This is a genomic window from Xenorhabdus budapestensis, from assembly GCF_017743015.1.
Lineage (GTDB): Bacteria > Pseudomonadota > Gammaproteobacteria > Enterobacterales > Enterobacteriaceae > Xenorhabdus > Xenorhabdus budapestensis.
This window is the reverse complement of record NZ_CP072455.1, coordinates 3,913,368-3,931,471: the sequence shown is the minus strand read 5'-3', so window position 1 is coordinate 3,931,471 and position 18,104 is coordinate 3,913,368. Positions and strand designations below refer to the sequence as shown.

14 protein-coding genes and 4 pseudogenes are annotated in these 18,104 nt (G+C 40.1%); 13 read left to right on the top strand and 5 right to left on the bottom strand.

Annotation, left to right across the window (positions count from 1 at the left end; all coding sequences use genetic code 11):
- The first annotated feature begins 1 nt into the window (after position 1).
- From HGO23_RS17300 to HGO23_RS17290, 3 genes and pseudogenes are all read left to right on the top strand, one after another.
- Positions 2 to 1,027 carry an RES family NAD+ phosphorylase gene (locus HGO23_RS17300; protein WP_209027354.1) on the top strand — a complete coding sequence of 342 codons (1,026 nt, stop codon included), beginning with the start codon at positions 2 to 4 and terminating at the stop codon, positions 1,025 to 1,027.
- Positions 1,028 to 1,331: 304 nt separating this feature from the next.
- Positions 1,332 to 2,141 (top strand): annotated as a pseudogene (locus tag HGO23_RS17295) (DNA primase family protein); the annotation flags it as partial.
- A gap of 897 nt (positions 2,142 to 3,038) precedes the next feature.
- On the top strand, positions 3,039 to 3,647 hold the full coding sequence (locus HGO23_RS17290; RefSeq protein WP_099135133.1) for a hypothetical protein: 609 nt from the start codon (positions 3,039 to 3,041) through the stop codon (positions 3,645 to 3,647).
- Here HGO23_RS17290 and HGO23_RS17285 read toward each other — a convergent pair.
- Positions 3,635 to 3,907 carry a nucleoside phosphorylase-I family protein gene (locus HGO23_RS17285; protein ID WP_244589857.1) on the bottom strand — a complete coding sequence of 91 codons (273 nt, stop codon included), beginning with the start codon at positions 3,905 to 3,907 and terminating at the stop codon, positions 3,635 to 3,637. The genes HGO23_RS17290 and HGO23_RS17285 overlap by 13 nt on opposite strands.
- Before the next feature lie 541 nt (positions 3,908 to 4,448).
- On the opposite strand from HGO23_RS17285, the gene HGO23_RS17280 reads away from it, so the two are divergent.
- Complete coding sequence (locus HGO23_RS17280; protein WP_209027353.1) at positions 4,449 to 5,702, top strand: dicarboxylate/amino acid:cation symporter; 1,254 nt, start codon at positions 4,449 to 4,451, stop codon at positions 5,700 to 5,702.
- 301 nt (positions 5,703 to 6,003) lie between these two features.
- Positions 6,004 to 6,681 (top strand): cysteate racemase, encoded by a 678-nt coding sequence (gene cuyB / locus HGO23_RS17275; RefSeq protein ID WP_099135131.1) that lies wholly within the window; start codon positions 6,004 to 6,006, stop codon positions 6,679 to 6,681.
- A gap of 381 nt (positions 6,682 to 7,062) precedes the next feature.
- Here the strand turns inward: cuyB and HGO23_RS19815 are convergent.
- The 3 genes and pseudogenes from HGO23_RS19815 to HGO23_RS17265 form a co-directional block, all read right to left on the bottom strand.
- Positions 7,063 to 7,211, bottom strand: a pseudogene (locus HGO23_RS19815) (IS256 family transposase); the annotation flags it as partial.
- An 89-nt stretch (positions 7,212 to 7,300) separates the two neighbouring features.
- Positions 7,301 to 8,050, bottom strand: coding sequence for an FCD domain-containing protein (locus tag HGO23_RS17270; RefSeq protein WP_099135130.1), 750 nt, complete (start codon positions 8,048 to 8,050; stop codon positions 7,301 to 7,303).
- Positions 8,051 to 8,169: 119 nt separating this feature from the next.
- Positions 8,170 to 9,162 (bottom strand): TRAP transporter substrate-binding protein, encoded by a 993-nt coding sequence (locus tag HGO23_RS17265; protein WP_099135129.1) that lies wholly within the window; start codon positions 9,160 to 9,162, stop codon positions 8,170 to 8,172.
- Between the two features lie 266 nt (positions 9,163 to 9,428).
- On the opposite strand from HGO23_RS17265, the gene HGO23_RS17260 reads away from it, so the two are divergent.
- The 8 genes and pseudogenes from HGO23_RS17260 to HGO23_RS20105 form a co-directional block, all read left to right on the top strand.
- The gene (locus HGO23_RS17260; RefSeq protein WP_099135128.1) at positions 9,429 to 9,935 is read left to right on the top strand and encodes a TRAP transporter small permease; all 507 of its coding nucleotides are present in this window, start codon (positions 9,429 to 9,431) and stop codon (positions 9,933 to 9,935) included.
- Positions 9,936 to 9,969: 34 nt separating this feature from the next.
- Positions 9,970 to 11,268: a TRAP transporter large permease gene (locus HGO23_RS17255; RefSeq protein ID WP_209027352.1), complete on the top strand. Its 1,299-nt coding sequence runs from the start codon at positions 9,970 to 9,972 to the stop codon at positions 11,266 to 11,268.
- A 14-nt stretch (positions 11,269 to 11,282) separates the two neighbouring features.
- Positions 11,283 to 12,464, top strand: a pseudogene (gene uxuA / locus HGO23_RS17250) (mannonate dehydratase); the annotation flags it as partial.
- Entirely contained in the window at positions 12,456 to 13,931 is a 1,476-nt protein-coding gene (locus HGO23_RS17245) for a fructuronate reductase (protein ID WP_209028819.1), read from the top strand. The pseudogene uxuA and the gene HGO23_RS17245, both read left to right, overlap by 9 nt.
- Before the next feature lie 18 nt (positions 13,932 to 13,949).
- Positions 13,950 to 15,389, top strand: a complete 1,440-nt coding sequence (gene uxaC / locus HGO23_RS17240) for a glucuronate isomerase (protein WP_209027351.1) — start codon at positions 13,950 to 13,952, stop codon at positions 15,387 to 15,389.
- Between the two features lie 3 nt (positions 15,390 to 15,392).
- A complete protein-coding gene (locus HGO23_RS17235) occupies positions 15,393 to 16,352 on the top strand; it encodes a sugar kinase (RefSeq protein WP_209027350.1) in 960 nt (319 codons plus the stop codon).
- 1 nt (position 16,353) lies between these two features.
- Complete coding sequence (locus HGO23_RS17225) at positions 16,354 to 16,797, top strand: type II toxin-antitoxin system TacA family antitoxin (RefSeq protein WP_244589856.1); 444 nt, start codon at positions 16,354 to 16,356, stop codon at positions 16,795 to 16,797.
- Positions 16,798 to 16,821: 24 nt separating this feature from the next.
- Positions 16,822 to 17,002 (top strand): annotated as a pseudogene (locus HGO23_RS20105) (IS1634 family transposase); the annotation flags it as partial.
- Positions 17,003 to 17,799: 797 nt separating this feature from the next.
- Here the strand turns inward: HGO23_RS20105 and HGO23_RS17215 are convergent.
- Positions 17,800 to 18,096: a type II toxin-antitoxin system RelE/ParE family toxin gene (locus HGO23_RS17215; RefSeq protein ID WP_209027349.1), complete on the bottom strand. Its 297-nt coding sequence runs from the start codon at positions 18,094 to 18,096 to the stop codon at positions 17,800 to 17,802.
- Positions 18,097 to 18,104: the final 8 nt, after the last annotated feature.

Sequence of the window (18,104 nt, the reverse complement as noted above, 5' to 3'; positions counted from 1 at the left end):
TATGATCAAGTACTGCTGTGCGAATTGTTTTGGGGATAAAGGGTTAAAGAAAAATATCATACCCTCACTTTCCCCTAGTTTTGGTGATTGTTCGTATTGTGGTACAAAAGACATTGAGGTTATTGAGCCTTATGCTTTATTTGATCATTTTAGTTCATTAATAAACATTTATGAACAACATCCGGATGGTAAAAGTGTGGTTGCACATTTGAAAGAGGATTGGAAGCTATTTTCACATCCTCTTTTAGATGAGGCTCATGCTAAAGAGCTATTAGGTGATATACTTGATGATGGGAATATTGTAAGAAAATCCTTTGTGCTTTCTGATAGTTATAAAAGTGAATCTCTTGCATTATGGGATAATCTTTGTCAGGAGCTAATGTATGAAAACAGATATTTTCTCAATAAATCGCTTGATACTGATAGACTTGGTGAGTTATTAAGTTTTCTTGCTTTAGAGGATTTTTCTCAAACTTGGTATCGTGCCCGTATTTTTACAGATGATACTGTCTTCACTGTAGACAAAATGGGGGCTCCTCCCAAGAGAACAGTTAGTCATGGGAGAGCAAACCCTACAGGTATACCATATTTATATCTTGGCTCTAAACCAGAAACAGCTTTGTCTGAGATTCGTCCTCATACAGGTGATAGAGCTTGCGTCGCAGATTTTAATTTAAAAGATAACTTAACTCTAATAGACCTAAGAAATCCTCGTGAAACCGTTTCCCCATTTTTATTAACTGATCCAAGTGAAATGGGAAAAATGCTTGCAGATATACCTTTTCTTGAACGACTTGGTTACGAACTCACAAGACCCGTATTACCAAAGAGTGCAGCCCTTGATTATATCCCAAGCCAGTATATATGTGAATTTATAAAGAAAACTGGCTTTCATGGAGTGCTTTATAACAGTTCTGTGAGCGATGGAATCAATCTTGCTCTTTTTGATCCGGTAAATGCCACTGGAGGCAATGTAAGTATTTATGATATAGATAAAGTCGAAGTAAGTGTAAGCAAACAAGGTTAATATACTCTTTGTTCGATTATCACCAATTGGGACTGTTGGTATCTATGATGGTATCATCCCTAATGCAGTTTACTTTATTAACCTAAGATCATAAGGATAGTTGCGATGTTCGAGTTTGGCCTTCGCACCATTCGTTAGTTTACTAACGTCTACCCAAGTCTACAAACTCCCTAAAAACCCCACTAAATCAAGATACTTCGTTATTTTGACGTCTACTCCAGTCTGTTGCAATCAATATGCACCAAAGGGCATAATTTGGGGCACCTACACTTCGATTTTGAATGTGCCCCAGAAATGAAACTTTGCCGAAATTTGTTCAATGCTGGCAGGCAAAGGAAATACTGTTTCGGCAAATATGGCGGCACTGGAAAACCCACGGGAACGGGCGCTGATTGTCGGCTATTCTCTGATTATTCTGCCAGATCAGACCCGCTATGTGGGCGATGGCTCCGGCATCAAGGCAATCACCGGAGGTGATGAAGTTGCCATTGATCCGAAGCACAAACAGCCCTATTCAACCCGTATTCCTGCTGTGGTATTGGCGGTGAACAATAACGCCATGAGTTTCAGTGATCGCAGTGGTGGGGTATTGCGGCGTCGGGTAATTTTTAATTTTTCCGAAGTTGTGCTGGAAAATGAACGTGATCCACTCCTGCGAGATAAAATCGCAGCAGAATTGCCTGTTATTATCCGGCATCTGCTTCATAGGTTTGCTGATCCACAATCTGCAAGGCGTTTACTAGCAGAGCAACAGAAATCAGCAGAAGCTCTGGATATTAAACGTGGTACAGATTCAATGGTTGATTTCTGCGGTTATCTCATTGCTTCTCATGAACCTGATGGATTGTTAATCGGCAATGCGGAGATTGTGCCGTTCAATCCCCGTAAATACCTTTATCACTCCTACCTTGCTTATATGAAAGGCAATAACCTGAATAAACCTGTTTCTGTAACTCGTTTTGGCATGGATATGCCGGGCGCACTGGCTGAGTACGGTCAGCATTACCTGCACAAGAAAAGCAAACAAGGTATTCGTAGTAATCTGAGCCTGAATCTTGACGCTGCTATCGAATGGATGCTGAAACTGGCAAGGGATAACCTGCCAGAAGAGTAATTCTCTATTATTGCAGCAATTTTTTAAAGAAATATAAAAAAGTATTCACCACTGTTCACCCTATAATTTAAACTAAATATATCAACTAATTATAGGGTGAACAGTTTTATCCCTAATTCTTTAACAGGGAGGGTAGATAAACATGGTTTTTCTGGCAGGTGATCTTTCAGCTCTCCAAATTACTCGGTTAATTCATTAGCCCGGTAATTTGGAGAAGACAAGCGCAGCGCGTCAGTGTGATTTTTAAATATATTGTCTTAAACAAAATGTAACATAGGTAACTATATCTATTTGTTTAATATGCAATATTAATCACGATTTTCTCTCTTTACTGTTACTCATACTAGAATATATAAATAATTCTGGTATATCCTGTCCTGCAATGTATCACAAGTGTGCAATTACTATGGGTAACATAAAAAATTTTCTAATTGGAGCTAGTTTTCGAACTGACAAAAATGATAGGGAGCGTTAAATGAGGATTAAGTCATTACTCAATATACTGATAATAACAATTTTATTTATTTTTAGTAATGTAGGATTTATTTCTATTGATTTAACTATAAAAGAAGTAATAATTCTGTGGACAAACAAGGAATACACCCCATCTGAATTGTCTTTTTTTATTCAGATCACAGATTATGCAATGCTGGCTAACAATTTTCTGTTTGTTTTATGTGCCACAATATTCTTTTTCCGAAATAAATTAAAGTACAGTTTGAGAATGATTTTTTCTGTCTTCTTAATTGCCCTAATAAATAATATATCTACGTTTATTTACGTCTTAAATTTTCCGAATTTTTTTAAATTTATTAAAAATCATGATATGCATTTGATATTATTTTCATTTTCGGTATCAATGGTTATTATTTATATTCTTGCAAGGATAAAAAACAAATGAATAATAGGGATATAATCAGACAATCAAGGATTTTAGACAAACTCGACTCTCATACATTAAATATGTATGACACGACTTGTCGATGGCTATCTAAGGGTATTTTTTTATGGGTAGAAACAAAGGGTACAGGCCATACATTTATTTCTGTTCATGCCGAAAGTGGAATAAGTGTATTTACTTATGGACGTTATGCTGATACCGGGCCATTAGGGCTAACTGGAGATGGTGTTTTAATTTGGTTACAGAATAATGAAGCAATTGAATATATGTCAACCGAACTTTATAGAATGGAAGCTCAAGTTTATAACATTAGAGACGCCGATATTTTTGCAATAATGAGGTATTTTAAAGGCCTATGGTACACAGGTAAAAATATAGGCGGTGTTTACGCGCCTGAGTCCACCAAAAAATTTGGGAAAATCATTGATATTTATGATGTAACTGGAGTTAATTGTACAACTCACTCCGTTAAGGCTCTTAATTTCGCAGTGACAATAACGGCAATAGACGTCAACTTTGGTCATGCTTTACCTTTAAAAGGCGGGAAGCATATCACAACAACTAACTATTTAATACATGACCAAGCATTAAATCACCGGGGATAAAATCCGTATTCACTGCACCACATGCATTCGTGATAATAAGTTTTTCCACCAATGGAACCAATAACTAGTTCATTCGAATGTCCAACCGATTCTGATTTCGCAAAGTGGGGAATGTTGCTATAAGGGATATGTACTGCATCTCTGAGAGTATCTGCGAACGGCCCCAAACCTGAACCTAAAATAATGCCAATGGTTGGTTTTATATTTGTCATTGATTCAACATAGCTTTTACTTTCTAAAATATCCGCTGTCTTATGCATATCGTTTTCTCCTGAAAACTATCCTGTAATACGGTGTGATATTAGGTATCGCTGTTTTGTTCTATGACTTCATTTGTGTTAAATGATTTTAATGTTATGTCTAAGGATAAAGTTTTGGACTGAATTAATAAAGAGAGTGATTCTGAAAACAGAAAGGAGTAATTGATAATTGGGATTGTAATCTCAATAAATTATGTGATGTCATGATGGTTATCTAAGGGTGTGTATCATATGTGTAGCTCCTGCCAATTTTTCGTATACGGAAAATATAAAATGGTCGACACTAATATCCCGATCTGACTATTTTAGAAACCACTGTTCAATTTATTTAAATCTTGTTCAATATGTGTTTAAAGGAAATATTGAATAATCATTTAAATTGATATGTCAATCTTCAACATGAATGCGTATCTTGCATATCTCAACCCTCATTTGCATTTCATTAAAAGTTAGAAAACTTAAACATTTGTTGGGGTGATAAAGCAGGGAGCAGAGAAACAGAATAACTGGCTTTAATATTTACAGAGAATAAGGAGTCAGCATGAACAAGCAAAAACTTATGCAGCAGCTCATTATCGCGATTCTGCTTGGAGTGATAACGGGTTGGGGTTTTCATCAATACCTTGATGCCAGTCAGACAAAAGAAATTGCCTCCTATATCAACATCATTATTGATGTATTCCTTCGTCTGATAAAAATGATTATTGCCCCACTTATATTTGCTACGATTGTTACTGGATTAATGTCAATAGGCGGTTCATCATCCGTAGGGCGGATTACCATCAAAGCGATGATATGGTTTATTATCGCTGGCTTAGTTTCGATTGGCATTGGTATGCTAATAGTTAACCTGTTTCAGCCGGGTATTGGGTTGAATATCACTATTCCTCAACAGTCAAATATCGATACGGGCTTCAATACCAGCGGATTTTCCCTGAAAAACTTTATTAGCCATATATTCCCCAGCAGTTTTGCCGCGGCTATGGCGAATAATGAGATCTTGCAGATCCTGATTTTTTCTCTTTTTTTTGGCTTGGCACTGTCATATATTTGCCAGAACAGCCAGGAAAAAAGCCCTCTTGTAACCCTGATTGAAGATTTGGCGCGTGTTATGTTCCGCATTACAGATTACGTTATGTCATTAGCGCCGATTGCGGTCTTTGCTGCTATTGCTTCGGCTATTACAGTACAGGGATTAGGTTTGCTTTATGATTATGGCAAGCTTATTGGTCTCTTTTACCTTGGGTTATTTTTACTCTGGGTCGTTTTATTTATTGTTGGATTTCTTTTCCTCGGCAAGAACATATTTTCACTACTGCGGTTGATCAGGGAACCTGTGACACTGGCCTTTGCTACCGCGAGCAGCGAATCCGCTTACCCAAAAACGATAAATGCACTGAATAGCTTTGGTGTACCGAAAAAAATCTCCAGCTTCGTATTGCCTCTGGGTTATTCCTTTAACCTTGATGGCTCAATGATGTATCAATCATTTGCTATTTTATTTATTGCACAGGCTTACAATATTGACCTGAGTATCACACAACAAATCCTGATTATGTTGACGCTTATGGTCACCAGTAAAGGTATGGCTGGTGTAGCGCGTGCTTCTGTCGTGGTCGTTGCTGCAACCCTTCCCATGTTCAAGTTGCCTGAAGCGGGTATTTTGCTGATCCTTGCCATCGATCAGCTCCTTGATATGGGGCGTACAGCAACCAATGTGGTCGGTAACAGTATTTCTACAGCAGTGATTGCTAAAATGGAGGAAAAACAGAACAGTTCTAAGTCGGGAGCATAAGAAAAAGAAGTTGTCAGGAAAGAAGTTTGAATCAGGGCTTGCTGTATTCCCTTGCTGAAAGATGATTGGGATATACTTTTTTTCTGTGGCAAGTGTCAAACTTCTTAACTCTTCCAGCGTTACAGCATCATATAACCATTTCAGCTCAATACTATTAAATATAAAACCTGCCCTATAAAGTCATTCTTGTTGATTTCAATAAATGAAAAGCCTTATGTAAATTCAACATAGCGAATAGAAATATTGCAATTACTAACTGTAATAGCTGTGTCATCATAATGATTATTTGCTGAGGTGATCTATGAAAAAAATTATTGGAATACTCGGTGGAATGGGCCCCGCTGCAACGGTAGATACAATGGAAAAGATAATTAAAAATACACCAGCAACTTGCGATCAGGAACATATTCCTGTTATTGCCATTTCTTTTCCTGATATACCTGACAGGACAGAAAATATTCTCTCTGGGGGAAAGTCACCGCTAAAAAAAATGATAGCTGCATTAAGAATATTAGAAGATGCAGGTGCTCAGTGTATTATCATGCCCTGTAATACTGCCCATTATTGGTATGAGGAGTTAAAAGCAGCAACCAAAGTTCATTTCCTGAATATGATTGATATTACTTGTAATAAAATTGTGAGTGAAGGAATGAATAACGTTGCTATTCTGGCAACAACCGGGACGATAAAGGTAGGGCTTTATCAAGATAAGCTGAAAAAAGAGAATATAAATTTTGTTATTCCTGATGACATTCAACAGGTAATTATTATGGAAAGTATTTTGGTATATAAAAGTGGAAATGGAGAAAGAGCATATCAGTTATTGAAGTCGATTATTTCTCAGCTTAAAGATATTGGTGTTGAAAATTTTATTCTGGGATGTAGTGAGATACCGATTATTCTTAGAGGGAATGATAATAATGGGGAATATATTGATGCTACCGAGGAGTTGGTTAGAAGGGCGATTGCTTGGTGCTAGATTTTTATTGAAGTGAAATAGAGTTGTTATTAAATATATTCACTATTTTTTGTGTTAATAAGAAAAAATATAATATATGTGGCTAAATTTACTATTTTAATTTAGAGGGAATCTTTACCAATTGAAGTACTGGACTGGTACTGAAGGAATTCTTCTTGAAGAATGATAGTAGTGGATTAGAACAAAAGTTAGTTAACCGAATAAGGAACCGACTTACTATTATTGACTCGGCTAGCAAGAATGTTGATTTAAGCCATTTACATCGTTTAACGTTTGTTTAATTCGATATGGCCGCTGCATTATGGAAAAATGCGTGTTATTGATGTGAGTGCGAAACGCTTGTCACTCAACATGATATCCGCCATCAACGATCGTGGTAGGATGAGATTTATGTTGTGCCGCTAGTTCAGCCCTAAGGATGGTATCAACGGTGAGTTTTTTAAGACAATAGAAAGCTGGCTCAGAACTTCCGGGGTCTTGAGATTTTGAGCCAACTTAGTCGCTAAGGGTTGTAACTGTTTTTCGTCTATTTTTTCACCTGCTTTAGTTGATAAATCAAACATAAAAACAGGTAATTACATAAAATTATATAGAGTTAGTTTCCCTCAATACCTCAAATTCACTTTCCAATACCAACCGGATAAGACTCAAACAAATATCCATCAAAATTAGGGTCATCCACATCAGATAATTCAAGCAAACTTTGTTTCACATTTTCTAAATGTTGCCACATCGTTTGCTTCGCTGCTGCGGGATCTTTTTTGATCATAGCCGCCAAAATTGCCTGATGATCATTCAACCACGCTTTACGATAGTCAGTATTGGTAATTCGGCTGTGTAGTTTCATCCACATAGGATTATTCTCACGCCACGCCCAGGATTGTTTAAGTAATTCAACTAACATACTGTTATGTGTTGCCTGCGCGATGGCTAAATGAAACTCCCTATCACCGGATTCACTTGATCCAGAAAGCAGATCTTTTTTCTCTTTTTCCAATGCGTTACGCATATTAGCAATATCGTTCGGAGTAACCTGAAGCGCTGCAAACTCAGCGATATTACTTTCCAATAATTGACGCGCTTGTAATAACTCAAAAGGCCCAGCGGCATTGATAGTCGTATCGCTTGAATAAGAGCATGGCAGTTGGATGAGATAAATACCTGAGCTTTTGCGTACTTCAATGAGGTTTTCCAATTCCAATACAATTAACGCTTCACGAATAAGAGTACGAGAAACGCTGAACTTTTCTGCAATTTCACGTTCTGTAGGTAGACGATCACCGGGAGAATAATCCATCTCTATAATCATCTGACGTAATGATTGGGCTACTTCATGATAGGGACGTTTGGAGTCTGCAAAGTTCATCATTAATGCCGCCGTAAGGTAATATACTTAAGTGGAACGACTAAAAATGATGTTATTCTAAGACATCAATGCCAGAAATATAACCACCTATTCTTGTTGCAACAGGTGGTTTTGAAAGAAAATTATTCTACTTTACGCACTCGATTTACCATTTCGAATAATTCCGGTTGAGTTCTGGCAATATCGTCATACATAGGGTTAACCGCGTTTTGAAAGAGAGTCTTATCCACGACAATAAACTCAACACCTTGTTTTTCTGCTTTTGTACGCTGTTCCTGTTCTGATTTTTCCCAAAGTTGCATCATGTATTTTGAGGAGTTCAGTGCCGCTTTCTTCACAATCTCTTGCTGTGCAGTGGTTAATTTATTCAATGATTTGTTTGATATTAACAGGACATCAGGGATCATCGTATGCTCATCCAGGGAAAAGAATTTTGTCACTTCACCATGGCGGCTTAGCGTAAAAGAAGTAATGTTGTTCTCAGCCGCATCTACAACCCCTTGTTGCAATGCGGTATAGAGCTCACCATAAGCTAATGGCGTTGGATTTCCTTTCAATCCTTTCACCATCGCAATTGCTGTTGGACTGGGTTGTACGCGGATTTTCAAACCGTTTAGATCTTCAGGCGTTCTAATCGGTTTTTTCGCATAAAAACTGCGTGCACCCGCATCATAATAAGTGAGACCAATAAATCCCACGTTTTGACTTGAATCGAGGATTTCTTTACCGATATCACTATTGATGACTTGTTGATAGTGTGCTTTATCGCGGAATAAATAGGGCAGGTTAAAAATGGAATAAGCCGGAGAGAAGGCTTCTAATTCTGCCGCATTAGATTTAGCAATATCCAAAGCACCGTTTTGCATCAATTCGATGGATTCACGTTGGTTGCCCAATTGAGAATCAGAATAAATGCGAATACGGAGTTCCCCATTGGTTTTTTCTTTCACTTCGTTAGCGAACTCGGTCATGGCTTTATGAACAGCATGGTCTCGGTTCTGGTTATGGCTAAGTTTCAGCGTTGTCACGGCGAAAGCCTGAGATGCGCTCAGCATAAACATTACGCCAGCCGCTATGCTTGTTATACCTAAAACCTGTCGTTTGTTGTTCTGCATGATTGGTTCTCCAGAAATGAGCATAGGTTTTTGTTATTTTCTTCTGTGGGTAAATAATAATCAGATTTCATTTATTGGGCAAAGAACAAAATCAAGATTGGTATTCCATTGTCACAAAAATAGATGTTATTGGTTTGCCTTTTTTATTTTTTGGTCTATTACATTCCTTTCAGGTGCTTATTTCAAAATCTTTAGTTGCGATTAGTATAGATTATAATCTCTATGTGGTTTTTAATTGGTAAACCAAAATGACAGGAATGGGATAAATGAAAAACCTTGTAACGATTACCAATAAAAGTTTGGCGTTTTTTACCGTCTGCCTGCTGGCCTTTCTGGTTTTATGTGTGTCATGGCAGGTAATTTCACGTTATGTCTTAGACGTACCGAGTACCGAGACAGATGAATTAGCACGTTATCTGTTTATGTGGGTCGCAATGATTGGTGCTGCATATACCACCGGGCAGCATCGTCATCTTGCTATCGAGTTGCTGATGATGAAATTAACAGGAGTAAAGAAAAATATTATCGGCCTGATTATTCAAGCAGCAATTATTTCATTTTCTTCCATTGTACTGCTTTATGGTGGCAGCCTGCTTGTTTCATCGACACTGGAAAATGGTCAAATAACACCTGTATTAGGCTGGAAAATGGGGTATGTCTATTTATGTTTACCTATTAGTGGAATATTGATGATTTTCTATGCGCTCGTTGATGTGATCTCAATTGTTCAACATTTTTCTGGTCAACCACCCGTTGTGTCTGAGAATCATTAACTTGCAAGATGAAGGGTAGATAAGAGGGTAGAGTATGGATTGGTATGTCATTGCCGCACTCTTTAGTACATTTACAATATTATTGGTATTGAGTGTCCCCGTTTCTTTTGCAATCGGCTTATCTTCATTGGTCGCCATTACGATGACATTGCCGCTGGAATCTGCGATCACGGTTGTTGCACAGCGTATGGCTGCGGGAGTAGATAATTTCTCTTTATTGGCGATCCCGTTCTTTATTCTTGCCGGAAATATTATGAACCAAGGCGGGATAGCTGCACGTTTGATCAATCTGGCTAAAGTGATTGGCGGCCGTTTGCCGGGATCATTAATGCACGTCAATATTATGGCGAACATGTTGTTCGGGGCTATTTCAGGCTCGGCAGTGGCATCTGCTGCTGCGGTCGGGGGAACAATGGCGCCGATGCAGAGAAAAGAAGGATACGATCCTGAGTTGTCTGCTGCTGTAAACATCGCTTCTTGTCCTTCTGGTTTGCTGATCCCGCCCAGCAACACCTTGATTGTGTACTCGTTGGTTTCAGGAGGGACATCTATTGCTGCCTTGTTCTTAGCGGGTTATATCCCCGGCATTATTATGGGGATTTCACTCATGATTGTGTCTGCCATTCTCGCCAAGAGGAAGCGCTATCCTGTTGCTGCTCGGCCAACATGGAGCGAATTTTTTGCTACAGCGTGGAAAGCAATACCGTCATTAATGCTAATTGTGGTGATTATGGGCGGGATTATTGCGGGGATCTTCACGGCGACAGAAGCATCAGCTATCGCCGTTCTCTACAGTTTTATTCTCGCAGTAGTTATTTATCGTGAAGTGAGTTTCAAACAACTGCCCAAAATTATTCTTGATTCTGCCGTTACCACATCTATTGTTTTACTGCTGATTGGCGTATCAATGGGCATGTCCTGGGCGATGGCCAATGCTGATCTGCCATATCTGATTGCGGATGCGTTGATGACGGTTTCTGATAATCCGCTGACCATTCTGCTAGTCATTAATATCATCCTGCTGATTGTGGGGATCTTTATGGATATGACACCTGCCATTTTGATCTTCACGCCGATTTTTTTACCCGTTGCGATGAGTATGGGTATCGATCCTGTTCATTTTGGCATCATCATGACATTTAATTTGGCAATTGGGATTTGTACCCCTCCTGTAGGCAGTGCCTTATTTGTGGGTTGCTCTGTGGGGGATGTGAGTATTGATAAGGTACTGAAGCCACTGCTCCCGATGTATATTGCACTGATCTCTGCGCTGGCGCTGGTGACATATCTGCCGCAATTGAGTTTATGGTTACCTGAATTAGTCTTGAGTTAGTTATAGGGGGAATTATGAAACAAACTTGGCGTTGGTATGGGCCTGAAGATCCTGTTTCATTAGCGGATATCCGTCAGGCGGGAGCAACAGGGATTGTGACGGCGTTGCACCATATTCCTAATGGCGAAGTTTGGCCTATTGAGGAGATAGAACAGCGTAAAGCACCGATTGAAGCCAGTCAACTTGAGTGGACAGTTGTAGAAAGTGTTCCCATTCATGAAGATATCAAGACACATACCGGGGAGTACGATCGATGGATTGAAAATTATCAACAAACTTTGCGTAACCTCGCCGCCTGCGGGATCAAAACGATATGCTACAACTTTATGCCTGTTCTGGATTGGACACGTACTGATCTTGAATATGAATTACCTGATGGCTCAAAAGCGCTGCGCTTTGATCAAATTGAATTTGCGGTTTTTGATATCCACATTTTGCAACGCCGTGGGGCAGGAAAAGCGTATTCCGATGATGAAATTGTGCAAGCGCAATCGCGCTTTACTTCAATGACAGAAGAAGAAAAACAAAAACTGACAAACACGATTATCGCTGGTCTTCCTGGTGCAGAGGAAGGCTATACCTTAGAACAATTTCGCCAACACCTAAAACGTTATACAGGAATTGATAAGGCCAAATTGCGTGAGCACTTTGCTTATTTCCTGCAAAAGATCATTCCGGTAGCGGAAGAAATCGGTATCAAAATGGCCGTTCATCCTGATGATCCACCGCGTGAGATCTTAGGCCTGCCACGCATTGTTTCTACGATCGAGGATATGCGTTGGATAGCCGAAACAATAGACAGCAATGCCAATGGTTATACGATGTGCACCGGATCTTATGGCGTGCGTGCGGATAATGATTTAGTGAAGATGATCAAATCATTTGGTTCCCGTATCTATTTCCTCCATTTGCGTTCAACCGTGCGTGAAGAAAACCCATCCACGTTCCACGAAGCGGCACATCTTGCTGGTGATGTGGATATGTATGAAGTGATCAAAGCGGTTGCGGAAGAAGAACATCGTCGGTTGGCGGCTGGTGGAAATCACCTGATTCCAATGCGGCCTGATCATGGTCATCAAATACTCGATGATTTGAAAAAGAAAATTAACCCCGGCTATTCGGCAATCGGCCGCCTGAAAGGGCTGGCTGAAATTCGTGGCCTTGAGTTGGGTATCCATCGTGCCATCATGGAAAAAAATCTTGTCACTGCGATAACCTCTGTTCCAGGCCCTCACTGGACAACCGAACGCCTGACTTCCCGCATTGTGCATTTAGGCTGCGGTGCATTTCATCGTGCGCATCAGGCGCTTTATACCCATCATGTATTAGAACAAACAGACAGTGATTGGGGATACTGTGAAGTTAATCTGACGCTAAATGGTGCTTCACTGATTAAAAATCTTAAAAAACAATCCATGCGCTATACCGTCTCAGAGAAAGGGCAGGGAGAAAACACATTAAAAATTATTGGCTCAATGAAAGAAGGGATGCACCCATTAATTGATGGTGTTCAGGCAATTATCGAAAAAATGGCGAACCCTGATGTCGCAATCATCTCTTTAACAATAACTGAAAAAGGCTATTGTACCGATGCCACAACAGGGCGTTTAGATCCAAATAATGAGTTGATTATTAAAGATATTGCTAATCCTGCTGTGCCGAGATCAGCCATAGGATATATCACTGCGGCATTAAAATTGCGTTTTGAACGAAGCCTGCCTGCCGTGACGATTTTGTCGTGCGATAACGTTCGGGAAAATGGGCATGTTGCCCGTGAGGCCGTGTTAGGTCTGGCGCGTTTGCAGGATGAAGAATTGGCACTATGGATAGAAAAACAAGTGACATTTCCCTGCACGATGGTGGATCGCATTGTGCCGGCTGCTACACCAGAAACGTTAACCGAAATTGCCCAACAGCTAGGTGTTGAAGATCCGTGTGCTATTACCTGCGAACCTTTCCGTCAATGGGTGATTGAAGATAACTTCGTGAATGGGCGTCCCGATTGGGATCTGGCTGGTGCGCAATTTGTGGATGATGTGGCACCATTTGAAATGATGAAATTACGCATGTTAAATGGCGCTCACTCATTTCTGGCCTACCTGGGTTATTTGGGCGGTTATACGTATATTTCCGATACCATGAAGAATGCTGATTATCGTCGGGCAGTGTATGCACTGATGCTGAATGAACAAGCACCAACACTGCCGATGCCAGAAGATAGCGACTTAATGGCTTACGCGGATAAATTGATCGAACGGTTCACTAACCCAGCGTTAAAACACCAGACATGGCAAATTGCGATGGATGGCAGCCAGAAATTGCCACAGCGCATGATTGATTCCATTGAATGGCATCTCGTGCAAGGAAGCGATTATCGCCATTTAACTCTCGGTGTAGCAGGTTGGATGCGTTATATCAGCGGCGTGGATGAGCAAGGCCAACCCATTGATGTGCGAGATCCATTAAAAGAAACCTTTGCTGCGATTTTTACCAAATACGATTATTCTGTTGCTGTGGTGGAAGATATGGTGAAAGAGCTGCTGGAAATTGAATCGATCTTCGGTAAAAAATTAATAAAAAATTGTGAGTTTATCGACAACGTAACCAAAGCCTACCAGAACTTATTGAATTTTGGCGCACGCCAAGCGGTTGCCGCCCTTTGACCATAGAGGAAAAACATAATGAAAACCTTTATGTGTGAAGACTTCCTGTTAAATAACGACGTTGCCCGCAGCTTTTACCATGATTACGCGGCGTTGATGCCTATCTATGATTATCACTGTCACCTCAATCCAAAAGAGATCGCGCAAAACCGCAGTTTCCACAATCTTGGTCAAATCTGGCTGGAGGGCGATCATTATAAATGGCGTGCGATGCGTGCGGCAGGAATTGAAGAAGCGCTTATTACTGGTACGGAAAGCAGTGATTACGAAAAATACCTCGCATGGGCGAACACCGTTCCCCTGACGATCGGCAATCCACTTTATCACTGGACACATCTGGAGTTGCGACGCCCCTTTGGCATCAACGGAAAATTATTTGGGCCTGATACCGCAAAGGCTATCTGGCATGAGGCGAACGAGAAACTCTCTCAACCTGAATTTTCTGCCCGTGGCATTATGCAGCAAATGCAGGTACGCATGGCAGGAACGACGGATGATCCCATTGATTATCTCGAATATCATCAACAGATCGCTAAAGATAAAGATTTCACCATCAAAGTTTTACCAAGCTGGCGCCCGGATAAAGTCTTCAAAATTGAATTACCGGATTTTTGTGACTATCTCGAATGGTTAGGAGAAGCCGCAGATGTCGCTATCGGGCGTTTTGCTGATTTATTGCAAGCATTAGAGCGTCGCCTCGAACACTTTCAGGATCACGGTTGTGTGGCATCGGATCATGGAATTGAACATTTACGTTATGCGCCGATACCTGACGAAAAAGTGTTAGATATCATTTTGCAAAAGCGCAGACAAGGGCAATCACTCAGTGAATTAGAAATCGCGCAATTCACAACAGCGGTGTTGGTTTGGTTAGGTAAGCAGTACGCAAAACGCGGCTGGGTAATGCAAATGCATATTGGTGCCTTGCGTAATAACAACACACGTATGTTTAATCGGTTAGGGCCAGACAGTGGCTTTGATTCCATCGGGGATAATCATATCTCTTACCCATTATCTCGCTTGCTGGATGAGATGGATAAAACAGACCAATTACCGAAGACCATCCTCTATTGCTTAAACCCTCGCGATAATGAAGTGATAGCTACCATGACGGGCAACTTTCAGGGCGGAAGCTTTGTGCAAGGCGGGAAAAATCTCGGGGGCAAAATCCAATTTGGATCGGGCTGGTGGTTTAACGATCAAAAAGACGGTATGCAGCGTCAATTAGAGCAACTCTCCCAATTAGGCTTATTAAGCCAGTTTGTCGGTATGCTGACAGATTCACGTAGTTTCTTATCCTATACCCGCCATGAATATTTTCGTCGCATTCTCTGCAATATGCTGGGGAACTGGGTAGAAAATGGCGAAATCCCTCATGATGAAAAAATACTGGGGCAGATAGTTCAGGATATCTGCTTCAATAATGCTGAACGTTATTTTCAGGCCGTGAAGGATTAAAGAATGCAGATGCGGAAAATTGCCCTGATTGGCGAATGTATGATTGAGTTAAATGGCATCCCATTTGGTGCCATGATACAGAGCTATGGCGGCGATGTGCTGAATAGTGCGGTTTATCTGGCTCGCGCTGGAGGCGATACGGTTGATGTTCATTTCGCCACGGTGATGGGCACTGATCCCTTGAGTGAAGGCATGATCTCACATTGGCAGCAAGAAGGCATTAATACATCGTTAGTGTTGCGTGATAGCGCGCATCAACCCGGTTTATACTTGATCCAACTTGATGAAAAAGGTGAGCGCACGTTTCTTTACTGGCGCAATAACTCGGCGGCGCGTTATCTCTTGCGCCATCCTGATTACCCCAGATTGCGCCAGCAATTGCAGAACATGGATGTGCTTTATCTCAGCGGGATCAGCCTGGCTATTTTGCCTGAACATGATCGCCAATTGCTGCTAATTGATTTGAAACAGTTATCTTCTGAAGAGAAAGTGATTTTCTTTGACAGTAACTATCGTCCGGCCTTATGGGGAAATGAAGCGCAAGCCCGTGAGTATTATCAGCAAATGTATGCCATCACTGATATTGCGTTAGTCACTGACGATGATGAAGCGAGCCTATGGGGAGATACTTCAATTAAGGAGAGTTTTAATCGCCTGAAAAGAATGGGGGTTAAACAAGCTGTTATCAAAGCGGGTGAACGGGGCTGTTTTTATCGTGACTTAAGCGGTTGCAATGCCACGCAACATATTAAGACTCAACCTGTTACACCTGTCATTGATACCACGTCGGCAGGTGATGCTTTTAATGCGGGTTTTATCGCGGGGCTGTTAAATGGGAAATCCATTTATGATTCAGCATTAATGGGACATCAGCTCGCAGGAGTTGTAATACAGCATAAAGGTGCGATTGTGCCGCAGGCAGTGACACAAGGAGTTACCGCGCGTTTTTTAGGAGATAACTAAAATGCAAGAAATGATAATACGTTTGCGTCAGATTAAAATCGTGCCGGTGATAGCTATTGAAGAAGCCAGAGATATCATTCCTCTTGGTCACGCACTAGCAGATAATGGCCTGCCTGTTGCTGAAATGCCCATCTACTCAAAACGCAAAGAAATCCATTTAGTTGCACAAACATCTTTAGAAAAACAAGAGATTATACAAAGAACAGCCGATTATTCTGGCGCAACGTTTTCTCAATTTCTTATTGAAGCGCCAATGGATAGAGCCAAAAATGTTAATGTTATTGAGCGTACTGAAACATTACAACTCTCAATGGCTGGCGCAAATGCGCTATTTGCAGCGTTAGAAAATCCGCCAAAAACAAATGAGAAACTAATAAAAGCAGCAAAATACCATAATAATGTTATGGATATCTATGATAATGGAAGAAATAACTCAACAACATAATTGTAAGGTATTTGATTATGGAGTTTAACTACCAATGGAATGGCTGACGAACGGCTCGATATTGAAGCATTGCTAGCTAATTATAAGGCCCAACAAAAGGTTAAGCGGGATTTTCGATTCCTGAAAAAACCAAGAACGGATAGAGGCGTTATTGATGGTCATGATATGCTGTTTAATGATGTATGCGACGCTGGAGCATAAAATTTGTATCGAGCTTAAACAAAGGGTTCCCTTTTCCCGGATATGAAGATCTGTTATTGAATATATTCTATACAGACAAAGTTGTGAGTGTGGCGAAATGTATCATATGGTTTTCTTTGTACTAGACTTGACCACCCAAAGAGAGTGTATAGCATTAGAGTTGATCGTAATAATTGAAAAGTGATTATGGGATCGCATGTAATATTTGATCTGGTAATTACACAAATCTACGTATAGGCTCTCGTTATAACGCTCAACCAATGCCTGAAAACGACGGGAAAAATTGACACACTGCAATTGGTTGATCTTTTTAAATCGCTAATCGCTTTTGTGGATAGGTAACCAACAGAAATTCTGAAAATATCACGCTAAACTTCTTAGTAGGATGTTTCTATCATATGACGCAGAGATTGTAGTAAATTAAACTCTATGAGGTTGTATCCGGGTATTCATAATTTTCTTTGCTGTACATTAGCCTTGGTAAACCTGATTCGACAAAATGGGAGGAAACTCGTGGAATGGGTTATTGGTGTAATAATTTTATTGGTGGTTTTGGGAGCAATTTTTAAGCCAAGTAGATGTGACGTTTGTAACGCTAATTTCAAAAGAAAATATTACACGTGGAAAATCGAAGGTAAAAAACAGTATTTATGCCCTAACTGTAATAGTCAGATGAACAGAAGAATTAGCTCGAAAAAATTTAAAGATAGGTTTGGTTAATTGGTGCAGGGCTAATGGGTTTGCATCATATTATTCTTCAGATTCCCACTGTATTGATATAAATTAACAATTGGAATTGTATCAATATAAAATAATCCTATTAAAAAGCAATTCTTGTATATCCTGCCTTTTATGAATAATGACGTGGGCAATAACAATATCTGAAGACTCGTAAGAATCAATAGAGTAGATTGCTTTATAACCATTTTGAGTATTACATTTACGATAGTCTGTTACACCTAACTTGGCCAATTCAGGTGATATTTGGCAGCAGGTTGGTGAAAAATTGACTTTTTTCTCAAACTCATCCAATATTTTTCGAATGATTGGTAATGGTTCAAGTTCTTTTGCATGTAAATACGATGCAATTTCACCCAAAGAATGTT

Excerpts from the sequence above, each read along its gene's own strand:
- HGO23_RS17235 (WP_209027350.1), top strand. The coding sequence starts at position 15,393 with ATGCAGATGCGGAAAATTGCCCTGATTGGCGAATGTATGATTGAGTTA.
- HGO23_RS17260 (WP_099135128.1), top strand. The coding sequence starts at position 9,429 with ATGAAAAACCTTGTAACGATTACCAATAAAAGTTTGGCGTTTTTTACC.
- HGO23_RS17245 (WP_209028819.1), top strand. The coding sequence starts at position 12,456 with ATGGAAAAAAATCTTGTCACTGCGATAACCTCTGTTCCAGGCCCTCAC.
- HGO23_RS17280 (WP_209027353.1), top strand. The coding sequence starts at position 4,449 with ATGAACAAGCAAAAACTTATGCAGCAGCTCATTATCGCGATTCTGCTT.
- uxaC (WP_209027351.1), top strand. The coding sequence starts at position 13,950 with ATGAAAACCTTTATGTGTGAAGACTTCCTGTTAAATAACGACGTTGCC.
- HGO23_RS17285 (WP_244589857.1), bottom strand. The coding sequence starts at position 3,907 with ATGCATAAGACAGCGGATATTTTAGAAAGTAAAAGCTATGTTGAATCA.
- HGO23_RS17300 (WP_209027354.1), top strand. The coding sequence starts at position 2 with ATGATCAAGTACTGCTGTGCGAATTGTTTTGGGGATAAAGGGTTAAAG.
- HGO23_RS17270 (WP_099135130.1), bottom strand. The coding sequence starts at position 8,050 with ATGATGAACTTTGCAGACTCCAAACGTCCCTATCATGAAGTAGCCCAA.
- HGO23_RS17290 (WP_099135133.1), top strand. The coding sequence starts at position 3,039 with ATGAATAATAGGGATATAATCAGACAATCAAGGATTTTAGACAAACTC.
- HGO23_RS17255 (WP_209027352.1), top strand. The coding sequence starts at position 9,970 with ATGGATTGGTATGTCATTGCCGCACTCTTTAGTACATTTACAATATTA.
- cuyB (WP_099135131.1), top strand. The coding sequence starts at position 6,004 with ATGAAAAAAATTATTGGAATACTCGGTGGAATGGGCCCCGCTGCAACG.
- HGO23_RS17265 (WP_099135129.1), bottom strand. The coding sequence starts at position 9,162 with ATGCAGAACAACAAACGACAGGTTTTAGGTATAACAAGCATAGCGGCT.
- HGO23_RS17225 (WP_244589856.1), top strand. The coding sequence starts at position 16,354 with ATGCAAGAAATGATAATACGTTTGCGTCAGATTAAAATCGTGCCGGTG.